The following is a 14,941-nucleotide window of genomic DNA, read 5'->3' as shown; positions in this document are numbered from 1 at the left end:
AAATTTATCCCCGGCTCTGCGCACGTTGCTTATTAAGATACGCAAAACGCAGCAGAAAAGTGTTTTGCGCATTCTGGGTCGCAAGTGCCGTCAAGTCGAGACCTTGCGGATCAATTCCGCGGGGACGCCCGAAAAACTGTACCGCTTCTTTCTCCGCAAACCCTGCAAGGCGCGTCGCTTCATAATAGGCGGCAATCGCATCCGCCCGCTTGATCAGGGCACGTAAACTTTGATGAACGATGGGCGCGAGCGAAAAGCGCAGATGAATAGCGTGTTGTAGCCTCAATTCGACGCTTTTGTAATCTCCACCGACAACGGCTTTGAACGGCGAAATCATGTCGCCGATCACATATTCCGGCGCGTCATGCAAAAGAGTTATCAGGCGCTGTTCCGTTGTTGCTTCCGGCACGATCCTCCCGAAGATTTCTTCGACGAGCAGCGAATGCTGCGCCACCGAGAAAGCATGCTCACCTACGGTCTGGCCATTCCAGCGCGCAACACGCGACAGCCCCTGCGCAATGTCCTCGATTTCAATGTCAAGCGGCGAAGGGTCAAGCAAATCCAATCGCCGCCCTGAGAGCATGCGCTGCCAGGCCCGAAATTCTGCTTTCTTCAAATCACTCGGTCGCGGCTTTGCCGGTCGCAGCATCCCTATTCCCCGATCAGGCCTCTTGCGTCGCCTCCGGGAATGTAAACCGGTGTTCGGGAGGAATGGCAAGGTGGATCGGAATATCTCCTGCCAGAATGGGTATGCCGCTATCCATCGCGTCCTTCACACGGTCGATGCGAACGAGAGCAAGGCCTGATGATCCTGCAACACTGCCGAGCGTGCCGATCTCGCGGCCATTGGTTGTTATTGATGTACCGGTCTCCGGCAGATCCGAAGCGCCGGTCACGATCAAAATACGCCTCCGCGCTGTACCGCGATGCTGCATGCGCGACACAACCTCCTGACCAACAAAGCAACCCTTCCGGAACGAAACGCCGCCTGTCTGGTCCAGATTGACGTCGTGTGGGAATGCATCGCCGAGGGCATAATCCATTGGAGCTTCCGCTACACCGTGAGCGATGCGCAGGGCGATCCATGCCGTTTCATCTTGGTCTGCGGACGGAACGCTCCCGTAGTACCGCCGGACATTGATCTCATCGGGGAAGCGCCTGTCACGCACCGTTGAATCAGTCTCTGAAGCGCCGGTCTCGTTTTCCCAGGAAACCTGGGCAAGCGACTCTGAATCCACGGCTATTTGCACTTTGGCGCGCAGTTTATAAAGCGTCAGCCGCTTCAACAAATCGTCAGCAGAGGTCTGCAGCGTATCGAGCCGCAAGCCATCCCTGCTACGCGAAACGAGAAATTCGAACAGGATCTTGCCTTGTGGATTGAGCAAGGCACCTGGTTTCAGATCGCCTGGTTCCAGCGTGTCGAGATCGGTGGTAATGAGATTTTGCAGGAAATCTTCGGCATCCTCGCCCGTAACATTCAGGATTGCTCTTCTGCTTAAACTTAGCCGTGGCATTCGATCACCCTTGCCTTTCCTGTCCCTGTTACGTAATCCGCAAGGGATGCGTTCGCAAGGCTGGAGTGGAAAGCAAATGGCTCAGACGTTCGATACGATTTTCAGGAGCGGTATTGTCGTCAACCAGGATGGCGTCGGCTTGCGCGATATTGGCATTAGCAACGGTCGCATCGCCGCTATTGGCAATCTCAGCCAAGCTTCGGCAGGCGAGATGATTGATGCTACCGGATTGCATATCCTTCCAGGCGTCGTTGATAGCCAGGTGCATTTTCGCGAGCCCGGTCTTGAACACAAGGAAGATCTGGAGAGCGGTTCGCGCTCGGCCGTCCTTGGAGGGGTGACTGCAGTCTTTGAAATGCCCAATACCAAGCCGCTGACTACCTCCGCTGAAACGCTTGAGGACAAGGTTCGGCGCGGCCACCATCGCATGCATTGCGACTTTGCTTTCTGGGTCGGCGGCACACGCGACAATGCGGGTGATGTTGGTGAGCTTGAACGCCTGCCCGGCGCTGCCGGCATCAAAGTTTTCATGGGCTCGTCGACTGGCGATCTCCTTGTCGAGGACGACGATGGTGTACGCTCGATCCTGAAAAATACGCGCCGCCGTGCAGCTTTCCATTCGGAAGATGAGTTTCGCCTGCGCGAACGCGAAAACTTGCGCGTTCCAAGTGATCCTTCGTCCCATCCAATCTGGCGCGACGAGATCGCGGCGCTGCAATGTACCCAGCGTCTCGTCCGTATCGCCCGCGAAACCCACGCGCGCATACATGTTCTCCATATCTCCACCGCTGAAGAGATCGATTTTCTCGCGGATCACAAGGACGTCGCGAGTTGCGAAGCAACGCCGCATCATTTGACCCTCGATGCCAGCCAATATGCGACACTCGGAACTTTGTTGCAGATGAATCCACCGGTACGCGACGCGCGGCATCGCGATGGCATCTGGAAAGGCATCGGGCAGGGGATTGTCGACGTTCTCGGTTCTGACCATGCGCCGCACACACTCGAAGAAAAATCAAAGCCCTATCCGGCCTCGCCATCCGGCATGACCGGCGTGCAGACGCTGGTGCCGATCATGCTCGACCACATAAACGCTGGCCGTATGTCGATAGAGCGCTTTGTCGATTTAAGCTCCCACGGCCCGAACCGCTTGTTCAGCATGGCCCGCAAGGGACGTATTGCGGTCGGCTACGATGCTGATTTGACCATCGTCGACATGAAACGGCGCGAAACCATCACCAACGCGCAGGTCGGTTCAAAGGCTGGCTGGACGCCCTATGACGGCAAGACCGTGACCGGCTGGCCAGTCGGCACGATCATCCGCGGCCACAAGGTCATGTGGGAAGGCGAGATCGTGACGCCAAGCCAAGGCGAGCCGGTGTTGTTCGGCGAGGCGCTTCAGGGCAGATAGATTTGCGCTTTCATGAAGGTGATGGCCTATCCCGTGATCAGCACACGGTCACCGGCGAGTTCGCAAAGCAGATGGCCGCCGCGCTTCGAGCGTTGAAAAGCCGAAAGCCTGGTTTTGCCCAGCTTTTCCGCCCAATAGGGCACGAGCGTTGCATGAATAGAGCCCGTCACCGGATCTTCCGGAATGCCCGCGTGCGGAACGAAATAGCGCGAGACGAAATCGTGTTCGTCGCCCTTTGCCGTGATCACGAGGCCAAATGGGTCGAGCTGCGCGATCTTCGGCAAGTCCGGTATGAATTCGCGGATCGCCTGCTCATTTCTCAGGACAACAAAAATGTTTTCGAAGTTCCGGAATCCCGATACGTGATCGCTTCCAGTGATATCGTTGAGCAGGGGAGGAATTTCATTCATTGGCTCTGGCGGAAAGCTTGGAAAATCAAGCTGATAGGCTGAATTGTTCCTGTTAACGCGCAATGCGCCGACCTTCATTTCAAATGTCAGCTCACCCTTGATACCAAGCTCGTTTGCCAAGACATGCGATGTCGCAAGTGTAGCGTGGCCGCAAAAATTAACCTCGTGCACGGGCGTGAACCAGCGCAAATCCCAGCCATTCGAGTTGCGCTTGACGAACGCGGTCTCGGCCAGGTTGTTTTCGCTGGCGATGGCTTGCATGACCTCGACGGGGAGCCAGTCGTCAAGGACAAGAACCGCTGCCGGGTTTCCGCTGAAGAGTTCGCTGGTAAATGCGTCCACCTGATACATCGTCAATTGTTGCATTGATAAAATCCTTTGAGGACAATGATCGTCAAACTAGGCGATGCCCGCCAAGGGTCAATGCGGAAAGTCCAGATGGCGAAGTTTTTCGGGATTTCGCATGATGTAGATCGCCTTGATCTTGCCGTCCTCGATTTCAAGTGCGGTGGTCTGTGGGATCCCGTCATACTCACGTGTCACGAAGCCGGGCAGACCGTCGATCAAACCTTCATGCAGAACGGGGGGCAATCTGTATGCAGCCCGGCGCGAAACATCTCCGAAGAACAGGCTGACATTTGCCATTGAATGGATCGGATTGATCATAGCAGGACGAATGCCGCCACCATCCGCGTATAGGACAACGTCGTCCGCCAATAACGACTGCAGGGCCTGCATGTCCCCACTGCGGGCATTGAAAAACGCATTGGCGATATTCTTGCCTTGCTCATCCGAAACCGGAAAACGCGGTTTCGCTTTCTGGACGTGGTTGCGCGCTCGGCTCGCGAGCTGTCGGCAGGTCGCCGGATCCCGGCTGATCGTTTCGGATATCTGATTGAAATCTTGACCGAACACGTCATGCAGGAGAAAAGCTGCGCGCTCCAGAGGCGACAATCGCTCCAGCGCCATCATGAGCGTCAAGGTGATATCGCTGTCGGACTCATCTTCGCTCGGGTCGAATATGGGCTCCGGCAGCCAGTTCCCCACATAGGTTTCCCTTCGAACGCGCGCCGACTTCAAATGGTCGAGGCAAAGCCGAGTGATGGTGCGCACGAGGAAGGCTTCCTCGCTGCGGACATCAGACCGGTCAGCCTGATGCTAGCGAATGAAACCTTCCTGAACGATGTCCTCCGCCTCCGCGACTGACCCGAGCATGCGGTACGCAATGCGGATCAGTCGCGGTCTGAGGCGATTGAACGTTTCGGCGATATCGTCAGGCTGCGGCACGGTCTTTTTCTACCGGATGAACTTGACGAAAACCGATAGCGATACGGTTCCATGAATTGATGGTGACGATCATCAAGGTCAACTGGACCATCTCCTCTTCGGTAAAGTGCTGCTTCAATGCTTCATAGTCAGCATCTGGCGCCTGCGTCTCGGATATTAGCGTCAATGCTTCGGTCCATGCCAGTGCGGCACGCTCGCGGTCGCTATAGAGCGGGGATTCACGCCAGGCATCAAGCAGATAAAGGCGTTGTTCGGTCTCACCATTCTTGCGTGCATCCTTGGAGTGCATATCGAGGCAAAAGGCGCAGTGATTAATCTGCGACGAGCGCATTTTGACCAATTCTAGCAGGCTCTTCTCCAGCCCGGCATTTTCGACGCTGTCGCTCATCTTGATCATGGGCTGGAGGGCTGGATTGTTAAAGAGGTTCAATCTTGGTTTCATTGTCTATCTCCATATCCGGCATTCAGTTGCCTGAACACAAGACGAGACAGCTCTGCCAAACGTGACATCGCAGCAAATTTTTTTATGAATCTTTGAAAAAGATCAATCGCCGGTGACGAAAAACCGCCAGCGGCCCTTTGGCGTAATGCCAAGGCGATAAAAGACATAAGTGCCGAATTGCTTCATCTCGTCATAGTCGCCGGCGGTGACGATCTGGAAAAGTTCGACCTTTTGCTTGGCGTCGAGCTTATCCAGCGGGTAAGCGAAGAAATAGGGCCAAACATAGAGCTCGTCTGCCGTGCCAGCATCGAGATGCACATAGCCAGACTCAAGCACATCGACCAGAATGGCGAGGATTTCCTGGCCGTCTGCATCACCGGCGAGGCTTTTCAGATAGGCCAGTGGATCGCCATCGATATCGGTAAGCGAAAGCATCGTGACATCGTCGCCAGAACCGATCAGCGGGCGGAGCGCCTCGATCGATCCGGACTTGGCCGCCGTCAGAATGAGCTCGCGCATTTTCTGCACCGGGAAGGGCAGTTTGGTGACGTCGTATTCGACCTGCGGCGTTGGTGCGCCCTCCTTGGCGTTTGGCATGGCAGGATTGTTGCTCTGCGCAGCGTCATTGCCATCATCCGTTGCTGCCGGTGCCTGTGCAGGCTGCTCCGGCGTGGCCGCGGGCTTATCGGGAGAGGCGGGTTTGGTCGGCGTTTCGCCGGTTGGCTTCTGTTCAGCGCCCGGTTTTGCAGATTCCGCGGCTTTGGGAAGTTCTTCTTTCTTGATCTCGCTCAACGCGAGTTGAACCGGCGCATCGACGCCGGCAGAAAGAGCCGGAGGGCTAAAAACCGCCGCCGCTAGAAAACAGATTCTGGCGATCGCGGAAGCGGAAAAGTGCTTTTCAAGCATGCAGGATCACCAGTTATTGCAGGATGCGATTCGATGAAAACTCGCCCGCAGAAATACGTTCACGCAAGCCATCAAGCAAGGCCAATGCGGACACTTCGCCATTGTCACGGATCAGTTCGGTCAATGCGGTGGCAAATGCGGCTTCAGCCATAATTTCTGGCTCGATACCTTCAAGCGTGCCATCAGCCCAGACTTCATTCTGATATTCGATCGCAACCAGCTTTTTTTCTTCTGCAACCAACCTATCAAGGTCTGTCGATGTCATGTTCATGATATACCATCCTTGGCCGAAGCCAATTCTTAAACTACCGCTAAACAATACCATAGCTTTTGTTTAAAATGCGGTTCATTGGCTTCAACAGTTAAAGCCCGGTTAATTTCCATAGCCTGATACGATCTCTGAAGAAAGTCTTGTTCCTTCGATTTGGTAGCGGTCAATCGCCGCAATGGCTTGGCTTGTACAGGTCGAGTAAGTCTCGTTGAATGTACGGTATCCGCGATTGAAACTGGCGATCAGTTTTGCCTTGCGCGCCGGGTCCGGATTCTCCGCCAGTAGCAGCGAATCCATGCGATCCCGCCACTGATTGCTCCTTTCACCGCAAAGGTTACGCAGCGAATGGATGGATCCGAGAACCTCGGCCAAACGTACAAGCTTTGCCTCGTACAGGGGATCGACCGCATAGGCCGGTGCTGCCGCGCCGAAAGCGGTCAAAAACGCTGTGATCAATGCTGTACGCCGCACGACTATCCCGAACCTGAATTCCCCTGACAAGGTTTGTTGCCCGAAAGCTAGGCATCTTCAAGGCATCCGGGGTTAATACCCTTAGCTTTTAAATTTGCGAGCCAGTTCGTTCGCGACATCCAGAACACTTTCGGTCACGTCGAATGCCGCCATTTCCTCCACCCGGAGCCAATGCACCGCCGCCGCATCATCCGCGGCGATGGCTTCTCCCATGGGATCACGCGCCAGAAACACGGCAAGACGGAAAGGCTTCGGCGTTGGAAATTCCGGTGTCGAATAGTCGAATGTGACAGTCGTGAGGTATGTCACCTCAGTTGCTGTCATGCCGGTTTCTTCGTGCAGTTCGCGAATTGTCGCTTCTTGTGGTGTCTCGCCTTTCTCGCGTCGCCCGCCGGGAAATGCCAGCCAGCCTTTTGACGGCTCGCGTGCTCGCTCCACCAGGAGGAACGCCTGATCGCGGATACAGACGGCCGAAACGCCATCGACAGTTGCGGAAAGGGGAATTTGGTCCATATGTCAGGGGTAAGCGGTGAGGGAAGTTTTGACAAGGCCACCTTGACCCCGCATCGCAAATGCGGATGATCGCCAATCCCAAAACAAATCAGGCATTGACTGCATGTGCGGACGTTTTTCACTCCTCGGAACGCCGGAAGAGATCGCGGCCTATCTCGCTCTCATGGAGCTCGAGGCTTTTCCTGCGCGCTACAATATCGCGCCGACACAGCCGATCCTCATGGTAGTCAGCGGTGAAACACCGCCGCCCGGCAGCAACCGGCCGGATCGCAGGGCATTGCTGGTACGCTGGGGATTCATTCCTGGTTGGGTGAAGGATACCGCCAATTATCCGCTCATGATGAATGCGCGCTCGGAGACGGCAATCGAGAAGGCATCATTCAAAGCGGCGATGCGCCATAGACGAGCCCTCATTCCCGCCTCGGGTTTCTACGAATGGCGGCGGGACGGCAACAGGAAATCGCAAGCCTATTGGATCAGGCCGCGCAACGGCGGCATTGTCGCGTTCGCCGGTCTTCATGAACCTTGGGCCAATGCGGAAGGTTCGGAAATGGATACGGGAGCAATCCTGACGACAAGCGCCAGTGAGGATCTGCGCTTCATCCATGATCGTATGCCTGTCGTCATCGAGCAGAAGGATTTTGCCCGCTGGCTCGATTGCAAGACACAGGAACCGCGCCACGTCGCTGATCTCATGAAGCCGGCACAGGCGGATTTCTTCGAGGCAATCCCGGTATCGGACAAGGTCAACAAGGTGGCCAATACAGGTCCGGAAATCCAGGAACGGTTCATCGAGACCTTAGCCGAAGCGAAAAAGCCGGCACGCGCCAAACCGGCAGACCCTGACGACCAGATGAACCTGTTCTAGGTAGGCAACCCAACCCAACTATTCTCCAGGATATCCACCCGATGTTTTCAGCCGCTCTCTCCGGTTTCCTCCTTGGCGCGTCGCTTATTATCGCCATCGGCGCGCAAAACGCTTTCATACTGCGGCAAGGACTGCTGCGAGAACATGTCTTTATCCTGAGCCTCATTTGCGCTCTGTCGGACGCGCTGTTGATCACAGCGGGTGTCGCCGGGCTTGGCACGCTGATCGCCCAATCGCCAAGGCTGATCTCCTTCGTGACGCTTGGTGGCGCGGCGTTTCTGTTCTGGTATGCTTCGGTGGCGTTCCGGCGCGCCTTCCACCCGGAGGTGCTGCAAGCGGCAACCTCAGGCAACGGTAACTTGAAGGTGGCGATCGGCACCGTTCTGGCGCTGACCTTCCTCAACCCGCATGTCTATCTTGATACGGTGGTCTTGCTTGGGGGCCTCTCGGCCCGCTTCGAAGGTGTCAACCGCGCGGCTTATGGCGCAGGCGCGGCACTTGCTTCCTTCATCTGGTTCTTCGGCCTCGGCTATGGCGCGAGGCTGCTGCAGCCCGTTTTTGCAAGGCCGGCTGCCTGGCGCGTACTTGACGTTTTGATCGGCCTCGTCATGGCCGGCATTGCTTTAAGCCTGTTAGTCCGTTTCCTGCACAATTGAAGCAAACTTCAACTGCGGGCGCTGGCGTACGGTGCTGAGTACGGCTGCGAGGATCGCGGCTGGCCCGATTGCGCGGTATTGTGAGGTGAGATTGTCCGGTCGGACGCTTTCGCGCGGCTTTGCCGTTTGTTGGGCATCGGTCATGGGTCTGGTCCTTGTAAGCGGGGCCTATTCCCCTAAAGTCGAAGACACGAGGATTCCCGTTCAAATTGGCCGGAAAAAAGGCACTTTCCGGGAGGATTTTAGGCTTTCCGGTTAATATGGATTAACCATTGCAAAGTCGGCAAAAATGCAACACCACGCTCTTTCGCGAGACCGCTTGACGATCGACGCGCACTCGACCATAAATGCCCGCATGAAAACGTCGCCCGTAACGATTATTATTACCTGTCGGATTATTATCAGCTAGCTCTCGCTGGCCCGGCCGTTTTCGTCTCAAAAATCCTGATAAAGATGCGAAACGCACCGGTCGCCAGACCAGCGCGATGATATGCATTTTGACGATGAAACCCGAGTTTTGAGATCCAAGACATGCCGCAGGAACTGAAGCTTTACAACACGCTCACGCGCACGAAGGAGACCTTTGTGCCGATCGATCCGAATAACGTGCGTATGTATGTCTGCGGCCCGACCGTCTACGATTACGCTCACATCGGCAATGCGCGACCTGTCATTGTCTTCGACGTGTTGTTCCGGCTGCTGCGTCATATCTATGGCGCGGCTCATGTTACCTATGTACGCAACATCACCGACGTTGACGACAAGATCAATGCGCGGGCGGCCCGCGATTATCCGGACTTGCCTTTGAACGAAGCGATCCGCAGAGTCACGGAAGAAACGAACGAGCAATTCCAAGCGGATGTGGCTGCCCTCGGCAACCTGCAGCCTTCGTCTCAGCCGCGAGCGACCGAATATATTGCTGAAATGGTGGCGATGATCGATCGCCTCGTTGAGCGAGGCGTTGCCTATGTAGCGGATGGCCACGTGCTGTTTTCACCGTCGGCAATGAATGCCGCCAAGGGCCCGCGTTATGGCTTGCTCTCCCGCCGTTCATCTGACGACATGATAGCCGGTGCGCGCGTAGATGTTGCCTCTTACAAACGAGACGAGATGGATTTCGTCTTGTGGAAACCGTCCAAAGAAGGAGAGCCGGGCTGGCCGTCGCCTGCAGGCATTGATCGTCTCGGTCGCCCAGGCTGGCATATCGAGTGCTCGGCCATGTCGATGGCGAAGCTCCTGGAACCGTTCGGTGGCGGGCTGCAATGCGATGACCCGATGAAGAACATTTTCGACATCCACGCCGGTGGCATCGATCTGGTGTTCCCTCATCATGAGAATGAGATCGCCCAATCCTGCTGCGCTTTTGGCATTGACCGCATGGCCAATGTCTGGATGCATAACGGCTTTCTGCAGGTTGAAGGCCAGAAAATGGCGAAGAGTGTCGGCAATTTCGTGACGATCCATGAATTGCTGGAGACCAGCGTCTTCGGCGGCCGTAAGTGGCCGGGCCAAGTGCTGCGCCTTGCCATGCTCATGACCAACTATCGTGAGCCGATCGATTTCAGCGTGCGAAAGCTGGAAGAGGCCGAGAATATCCTTGCTAAAGCTCGCGAATATGTGGGCGATGCTGCAAGCGGGGCGATTCCGGATGAGGCGATTAATATCCTGTCAGACGATCTTGCGACACCAGGCCTCATCAACTGGTTGGCATCGATCAGAAAATCGCGGGTGCTCGATCCAGCGGCCTATCGTGCGTCGTTCGGATTGCTGGGTATCGACTTAAGCGTCGGTGCAGTCTCGTCCGATCTGGAAAGCGAGATCGAGGTCAAAATCAACAATCGCCTGGCCCTGCTTGCGGCCAAGAGTTTCGCCGAAGCGGATGGCATTCGCGATGAATTGCTGGAAAAAGGCATTCAATTGAAGGATGGAAAAGATCCGGCAACGGGCCAACGTGTCACGACGTGGGAGGTGAAGCGATGAGTCTCGATAACAAGCCCGTCTACACTGGCGGTTGCCAGTGCGGAGCGATCCGTTTTCGCGTCGAAGGCACGCTCGGTGACGCATCGATCTGTCATTGCCGCATGTGCCAGAAGGCCTTCGGCAATTTCTTCGCGCCACTGACATCGGTCCGCGGCACGGATTTTGAGTGGACACGGGGTGAGCCCAAGCGGTTTCAATCATCCAATCACGTCAAACGCGGCTTCTGTGCGAACTGCGGTACGCCGCTGACGTATGAGGCACCGGACGGCATGGCGCTCGCTATCGGTGCTTTTGATGAGCCGGAAGAGCTGGCGCCCACCGTCCAGTGGGGTCTGGAAGACAAGCTGCCCTATGTCGATGATCTATCCAGCTTGCCCGGCTATACATCCGAAAGCGATCCGGAATCGGTGGAATTCCTGAAAACAATGATATCCTACCAGCACCCTGACCATGACACGGATCAGTGGCCGCCAATGCGCATGCAGGGGGAGGCGGACAAGTGACCAAGGAACGCATCTATCTCTTCGACACGACATTGCGCGATGGTCAGCAAACGCCTGGCATCGACTTCTCGGTCGAGGACAAGAAAGTCATCGCGGCCATGCTTGACGAGTTCGGCTTCGACTATGTCGAGGGCGGATACCCCGGCGCCAACCCGACCGACACAGCCTTCTTCGCCGAAAAGCGCACGAAGCACGCGAAATTTGCCGCGTTCGGCATGACGAAACGCGCTGGCGTCTCGGCTTCCAACGATCCCGGACTTGGCGCGCTCATTCGCTCGTCAGCCGATACGGTGTGTTTCGTCGGCAAGAGCTGGGACTATCACGTCCGGGTGGCACTCGGCTGCACCAATGAGGAAAATCTCGAATCCATCGATGCCTCCGTTCGCGCTGCCGTTGACGCAGGCAAGGAAGCCATCGTCGATTGCGAACACTTCTTCGATGGCTACAAGGCCAACCCGGATTATGCGCTTGCATGCGCCAAGACTGCCTACAATGCAGGAGCCCGCTGGGTCGTGCTGTGCGATACCAATGGTGGCACGCAGCCAGCTGAAATCGGCGAGATCGTCCGTGTGGTGACGAAATCCATTCCCGGCGACCACCTCGGCATCCACGCTCATAATGATACGGAGCAGGCCGTTGCCAACTCGCTTGCTGCAATCGATGCAGGTGTTCGCCACGTGCAGGGCACTCTCAATGGCATCGGCGAGCGCTGCGGCAATGCCAATCTTGTGACGATTATCCCGACATTGATGCTGAAGCCCGCCTGGTCGAACCGCTTCGAAACCGGGATCAGCCTCGAGAAACTGCAGGGGCTTTCCCGCCTGTCGCGCAGTTTCGACGAATTGCTTAATCGTGCGCCCAATCCACAAGGCGCATTTGTCGGAGCATCTGCCTTTGCGACAAAGGCCGGTATCCATGCCTCGGCGTTGATCAAGGAACCTGCAACCTATGAACATGTGCCGCCGGAAACGGTCGGTAACCGCCGCAAGGTCATGGTCTCCGATCAGGGAGGCAAATCCAATTTCATCAATGAACTGGAACGTCGTGGCATTCCGGTGACCAAGTCGGATCCCAGGCTCGATACGTTGATTGCGCTGGTCAAGGAACATGAATCGGAAGGCTATGCTTACGAGGGTGCCGACGCGAGCTTCGAACTTCTGGCACGCCGTACGCTCGGCACCGTACCGGAGTTCTTCAAGGTCGAATCCTTCCGTTGCATGGTGGAACGGCGCTTCGATGCAAATGGTAATATCAAGACTGTCTCGGAAGCGGTTGTGCGTGTACAGGTCGATGGTGAAACGCGGATGTCGGTTGCCGAGGGGCATGGTCCGGTCAATGCGCTCGATCTGGCGTTGCGCAAGGATATGGGCCGCTACCAGGATGAAATCGGCGATCTGGTGCTTGCGGATTTCAAGGTGCGCATTCTGAATGGCGGCACGGAGGCGATCACGCGCGTGCTCATCGAGTCGACCGATTCCAGCAATGTGCGTTGGTGGACGGTCGGTGTTTCGGACAATATCATCGACGCATCGTTCCAGGCACTGATGGACTCGATCGTCTATAAACTGATGAAAAATCGGGATTTGGCGGGCAAAATTGCTGCTGAGTGAAAGAGTTTCTGCGAAAATTGCTCAAATGGTGTTCGAAGTGGCGCAAAAAGCATCAATTGGCTTGATTGATTGATCAGTCGAATTCAATAGACGGCATGGGGGCGCGCAGACTAGGACTCCGCACCATGACCGAGCAAATCAATAGCAGAGCTGTAAGCGCAAGCTTTGGAACATCCCGTACATCCGCCGGCATGTCGGATGGAAAGAAGGGCTTTATCTTCGCCCTTTGCGCTTACTTGCTGTGGGGCATTCTGCCATTCTATTTGAAGTCCGTTGGCCATATTCCGGCGTTGGAAGTGGTCGCCAATCGTATCGTCTGGTCGGTTCCCATCGCCGGTGTGCTGCTTTGGTGGCTTGGATTGCTGGGCGATTTGAAAGTCGCGTTTACCACGCCGCGCATGCTCGCCATGGCGATATTGACGGCCAGCCTTATCTCGGTCAATTGGGGAACCTATGTCTGGGCAATCGGCAACGGTCACACTGTCGATACAGCGCTTGGCTATTACATCAATCCGCTGGTGAACGTCGTTCTTGGTGGAATCTTCCTGTCTGAACGTCTTTCGAAGGCTCAAATGGTTGCCGTCGCCTTGGCGGCCTGCGCTGTTATTCTGCTGACCGTGTCGTCTGGTGGCCTGCCTTGGATTTCACTGGTGCTTGCCTTCAGTTTTGGCGTCTATGGCTTTTTCCGAAAGACCCTGCCGATTGGCCCGATCCAGGGATTCACGCTGGAAGTATTGATCCTGTCCATTCCGTCACTTGCATTTATCTTCTGGACTATGGCGCAGGGCACAAGCCATTTCATCAATGGCGGTGCGCATGACATGATCCTCCTGGTATTTGCGGGACCAGCGACAGCGGTGCCGCTCATTTTCTACGCCCTCGGTGCCAAACTATTGCGTTATACGACGATCGGATTGATGCAATATATCGCGCCAACGATCGTGTTTTTCATCGCCATCTTTATTTTTGGCGAGCCATTCTCGCACGTACAGTTCATCGCTTTCATTCTGATCTGGTCCGCCCTCGCAATCTATACTTGGTCGATGGTGCATGAAGCGCGGAAAAAACGGTTGGCATCAACTGCCTAATTCCGTGATCCGCCGATCTTCCTCACCACGAGATAAACCATTCCAGAAATACCGAGCGCCAGTGCGGTGATAAGCCAAAAGCCCTGTCCACTCTGTGCCAGCGGCAGGCCGCCTGTGTTCATCCCGAACAGGCCACTGATCACGGTGCTCGGCAAAAGGACCGCAGTCATTACGGACAAAACGTAAAGAAACCGGTTCGACTGATCCGTCAGTTTCGCCAGGAGTTCGTCCTGAAGCAGGCGTGCGCGCTGCTGTAATTGCTCCCCTTCCGCATGCAATGTTTCTGCGCGGCGCGACAATCCTTCGATAAGATCGTCCAATTCCTCCGGAAAGACCCTGCGGTCCGCGTGATCGATATGGCGAAACAGGCCGGTGGCCGCCGTCAAATAGCGGTGAAATACAACGATCTGACGCCGGACCGGCACGAGACGCTCCCGCTCACCCTGCCAGCTCTCGCCGACGATATGATCCTCGATGGAATCGAGGGTTTCGGAGAGTTTGGTGATTTCTGTTTTGAGAAGATCGAGAAAACGCCGGAAAATGGCATTGAACAGAGCGATCGGAGATTTCGGTTTCACCTTGCCACCCAGGATGGCTTGGCGCACATCGTCGACAGACTGGAGCGGGTGACGCCGTCCGCTGATGAAAAGACGGTCGTTGAAAGCGAAGCGAAAGTAACCAAGCTCCCGCGGATCGCCATAATGCTTGTGCTGCAAATCCGGCAATTCGCCGTAAAGCCAGCCCTCTTCATAGGTGATCTGATATTGATCGCCGGGGGAGAGCAATGCTTCCCGCACAACTTCCGGCAGGCTTTCGTCAGTTTCGAGATTGCGCCGTGCCCGCGCATCGGCAAGGCCGTAGCTTTTCCAGACCCACGCGGTTTCTGCCCCGGCAGCCGGAGATGGCAATAGTGTACCGTCCCCACGAAAGCTGTGAGCGATGACAAACTCATCATTTTGGAGGAGGGTTGCGGTGCTTGGGGGATCGGGGGTTATATTGTCCGCCATGAGA

17 protein-coding genes and 1 pseudogene are annotated in these 14,941 nt (G+C 55.8%); 7 read left to right on the top strand and 11 right to left on the bottom strand.

Going from position 1 to position 14,941, the window contains the following annotated elements; translation table 11 throughout:
• Nucleotides 1–4: 4 nt before the first annotated feature.
• Together ACSQ3H_RS19030 and ygfZ are read right to left on the bottom strand one after the other, a co-directional pair.
• A complete protein-coding gene (locus ACSQ3H_RS19030; protein ID WP_436118477.1) occupies nt 5–649 on the bottom strand; it encodes a YfbR-like 5'-deoxynucleotidase in 645 nt (214 codons plus the stop codon).
• 13 nt (nt 650–662) lie between these two features.
• The gene (gene ygfZ / locus ACSQ3H_RS19025; protein ID WP_436118476.1) at nt 663–1,514 is read right to left on the bottom strand and encodes a CAF17-like 4Fe-4S cluster assembly/insertion protein YgfZ; all 852 of its coding nucleotides are present in this window, start codon (nt 1,512–1,514) and stop codon (nt 663–665) included.
• A 76-nt stretch (nt 1,515–1,590) separates the two neighbouring features.
• Here ygfZ and ACSQ3H_RS19020 point away from each other — a divergent pair, with 76 nt between their 5' ends.
• Nucleotides 1,591–2,925 carry a dihydroorotase gene (locus ACSQ3H_RS19020; RefSeq protein WP_436118475.1) on the top strand — a complete coding sequence of 445 codons (1,335 nt, stop codon included), beginning with the start codon at nt 1,591–1,593 and terminating at the stop codon, nt 2,923–2,925.
• A 26-nt stretch (nt 2,926–2,951) separates the two neighbouring features.
• Here the strand turns inward: ACSQ3H_RS19020 and ACSQ3H_RS19015 are convergent, their stop codons facing one another.
• The 7 genes and pseudogenes from ACSQ3H_RS19015 to ACSQ3H_RS18985 form a co-directional block, all read right to left on the bottom strand.
• On the bottom strand, nt 2,952–3,701 hold the full coding sequence (locus ACSQ3H_RS19015; RefSeq protein WP_436118474.1) for a PhzF family phenazine biosynthesis protein: 750 nt from the start codon (nt 3,699–3,701) through the stop codon (nt 2,952–2,954).
• A gap of 54 nt (nt 3,702–3,755) precedes the next feature.
• Nucleotides 3,756–4,550, bottom strand: a pseudogene (locus ACSQ3H_RS19010) (sigma-70 family RNA polymerase sigma factor).
• 58 nt (nt 4,551–4,608) lie between these two features.
• Nucleotides 4,609–5,064 (bottom strand): carboxymuconolactone decarboxylase family protein, encoded by a 456-nt coding sequence (locus tag ACSQ3H_RS19005; RefSeq protein ID WP_436118473.1) that lies wholly within the window; start codon nt 5,062–5,064, stop codon nt 4,609–4,611.
• A 102-nt stretch (nt 5,065–5,166) separates the two neighbouring features.
• A complete protein-coding gene (locus tag ACSQ3H_RS19000) occupies nt 5,167–5,970 on the bottom strand; it encodes a hypothetical protein (RefSeq protein ID WP_436118472.1) in 804 nt (267 codons plus the stop codon).
• A 13-nt stretch (nt 5,971–5,983) separates the two neighbouring features.
• Nucleotides 5,984–6,241, bottom strand: a complete 258-nt coding sequence (locus tag ACSQ3H_RS18995; RefSeq protein ID WP_112527803.1) for a hypothetical protein — start codon at nt 6,239–6,241, stop codon at nt 5,984–5,986.
• A 102-nt stretch (nt 6,242–6,343) separates the two neighbouring features.
• A complete protein-coding gene (locus tag ACSQ3H_RS18990; protein ID WP_436118471.1) occupies nt 6,344–6,712 on the bottom strand; it encodes a TIGR02301 family protein in 369 nt (122 codons plus the stop codon).
• An 81-nt stretch (nt 6,713–6,793) separates the two neighbouring features.
• Nucleotides 6,794–7,225, bottom strand: a complete 432-nt coding sequence (locus ACSQ3H_RS18985; RefSeq protein ID WP_436118470.1) for an NUDIX hydrolase — start codon at nt 7,223–7,225, stop codon at nt 6,794–6,796.
• A 103-nt stretch (nt 7,226–7,328) separates the two neighbouring features.
• Between ACSQ3H_RS18985 and ACSQ3H_RS18980 the strand changes: the two genes are divergently transcribed.
• Nucleotides 7,329–8,093 (top strand): SOS response-associated peptidase, encoded by a 765-nt coding sequence (locus ACSQ3H_RS18980; RefSeq protein WP_436118469.1) that lies wholly within the window; start codon nt 7,329–7,331, stop codon nt 8,091–8,093.
• Nucleotides 8,094–8,134: 41 nt separating this feature from the next.
• A complete protein-coding gene (locus ACSQ3H_RS18975) occupies nt 8,135–8,749 on the top strand; it encodes a LysE/ArgO family amino acid transporter (protein WP_436118468.1) in 615 nt (204 codons plus the stop codon).
• Here ACSQ3H_RS18975 and ACSQ3H_RS18970 read toward each other — a convergent pair.
• Nucleotides 8,726–8,893, bottom strand: a complete 168-nt coding sequence (locus ACSQ3H_RS18970; RefSeq protein ID WP_436118467.1) for a hypothetical protein — start codon at nt 8,891–8,893, stop codon at nt 8,726–8,728. The two genes, ACSQ3H_RS18975 and ACSQ3H_RS18970, sit on opposite strands and share 24 nt — an antisense overlap.
• A gap of 387 nt (nt 8,894–9,280) precedes the next feature.
• Between ACSQ3H_RS18970 and cysS the strand changes: the two genes are divergently transcribed.
• The 4 genes from cysS to rarD all read left to right on the top strand — a co-directional run bounded on the left by cysS (nt 9,281) and on the right by rarD (nt 13,930).
• The gene (cysS, locus tag ACSQ3H_RS18965; protein WP_436118466.1) at nt 9,281–10,729 is read left to right on the top strand and encodes a cysteine--tRNA ligase; all 1,449 of its coding nucleotides are present in this window, start codon (nt 9,281–9,283) and stop codon (nt 10,727–10,729) included.
• Nucleotides 10,726–11,232, top strand: coding sequence for a GFA family protein (locus ACSQ3H_RS18960; RefSeq protein ID WP_436118465.1), 507 nt, complete (start codon nt 10,726–10,728; stop codon nt 11,230–11,232). The genes cysS and ACSQ3H_RS18960 overlap by 4 nt, the downstream gene beginning before the upstream one ends.
• Nucleotides 11,229–12,842, top strand: a complete 1,614-nt coding sequence (cimA, locus tag ACSQ3H_RS18955; protein ID WP_436118464.1) for a citramalate synthase — start codon at nt 11,229–11,231, stop codon at nt 12,840–12,842. The genes ACSQ3H_RS18960 and cimA overlap by 4 nt, the downstream gene beginning before the upstream one ends.
• 125 nt (nt 12,843–12,967) lie before the next feature.
• On the top strand, nt 12,968–13,930 hold the full coding sequence (gene rarD / locus ACSQ3H_RS18950) for an EamA family transporter RarD (RefSeq protein ID WP_436118463.1): 963 nt from the start codon (nt 12,968–12,970) through the stop codon (nt 13,928–13,930).
• Here rarD and ACSQ3H_RS18945 read toward each other — a convergent pair.
• A complete protein-coding gene (locus tag ACSQ3H_RS18945; RefSeq protein WP_436118462.1) occupies nt 13,927–14,937 on the bottom strand; it encodes a CorA family divalent cation transporter in 1,011 nt (336 codons plus the stop codon). The genes rarD and ACSQ3H_RS18945 overlap by 4 nt on opposite strands.
• Between the last annotated feature and the right edge of the window lie 4 nt (nt 14,938–14,941).

Source organism: Phyllobacterium sp. LjRoot231 (genome assembly GCF_964253365.1).
Taxonomy (GTDB): domain Bacteria; phylum Pseudomonadota; class Alphaproteobacteria; order Rhizobiales; family Rhizobiaceae; genus Phyllobacterium.
Note: the sequence above shows the minus strand (reverse complement) of the source record. Positions and strands in the feature narration are given on the sequence as shown.

Coding starts and splice junctions, on each gene's coding strand:
- ACSQ3H_RS19030 (WP_436118477.1), bottom strand. CDS start 649: ATGCTGCGACCGGCAAAGCCGCGACCGAGTGATTTGAAGAAAGCAGAA.
- ygfZ (WP_436118476.1), bottom strand. CDS start 1,514: ATGCCACGGCTAAGTTTAAGCAGAAGAGCAATCCTGAATGTTACGGGC.
- ACSQ3H_RS19020 (WP_436118475.1), top strand. CDS start 1,591: ATGGCTCAGACGTTCGATACGATTTTCAGGAGCGGTATTGTCGTCAAC.
- ACSQ3H_RS19015 (WP_436118474.1), bottom strand. CDS start 3,701: ATGCAACAATTGACGATGTATCAGGTGGACGCATTTACCAGCGAACTC.
- ACSQ3H_RS19005 (WP_436118473.1), bottom strand. CDS start 5,064: ATGAAACCAAGATTGAACCTCTTTAACAATCCAGCCCTCCAGCCCATG.
- ACSQ3H_RS19000 (WP_436118472.1), bottom strand. CDS start 5,970: ATGCTTGAAAAGCACTTTTCCGCTTCCGCGATCGCCAGAATCTGTTTT.
- ACSQ3H_RS18995 (WP_112527803.1), bottom strand. CDS start 6,241: ATGAACATGACATCGACAGACCTTGATAGGTTGGTTGCAGAAGAAAAA.
- ACSQ3H_RS18985 (WP_436118470.1), bottom strand. CDS start 7,225: ATGGACCAAATTCCCCTTTCCGCAACTGTCGATGGCGTTTCGGCCGTC.
- ACSQ3H_RS18980 (WP_436118469.1), top strand. CDS start 7,329: ATGTGCGGACGTTTTTCACTCCTCGGAACGCCGGAAGAGATCGCGGCC.
- ACSQ3H_RS18975 (WP_436118468.1), top strand. CDS start 8,135: ATGTTTTCAGCCGCTCTCTCCGGTTTCCTCCTTGGCGCGTCGCTTATT.
- ACSQ3H_RS18970 (WP_436118467.1), bottom strand. CDS start 8,893: ATGACCGATGCCCAACAAACGGCAAAGCCGCGCGAAAGCGTCCGACCG.
- cysS (WP_436118466.1), top strand. CDS start 9,281: ATGCCGCAGGAACTGAAGCTTTACAACACGCTCACGCGCACGAAGGAG.
- ACSQ3H_RS18960 (WP_436118465.1), top strand. CDS start 10,726: ATGAGTCTCGATAACAAGCCCGTCTACACTGGCGGTTGCCAGTGCGGA.
- rarD (WP_436118463.1), top strand. CDS start 12,968: ATGACCGAGCAAATCAATAGCAGAGCTGTAAGCGCAAGCTTTGGAACA.
- ACSQ3H_RS18945 (WP_436118462.1), bottom strand. CDS start 14,937: ATGGCGGACAATATAACCCCCGATCCCCCAAGCACCGCAACCCTCCTC.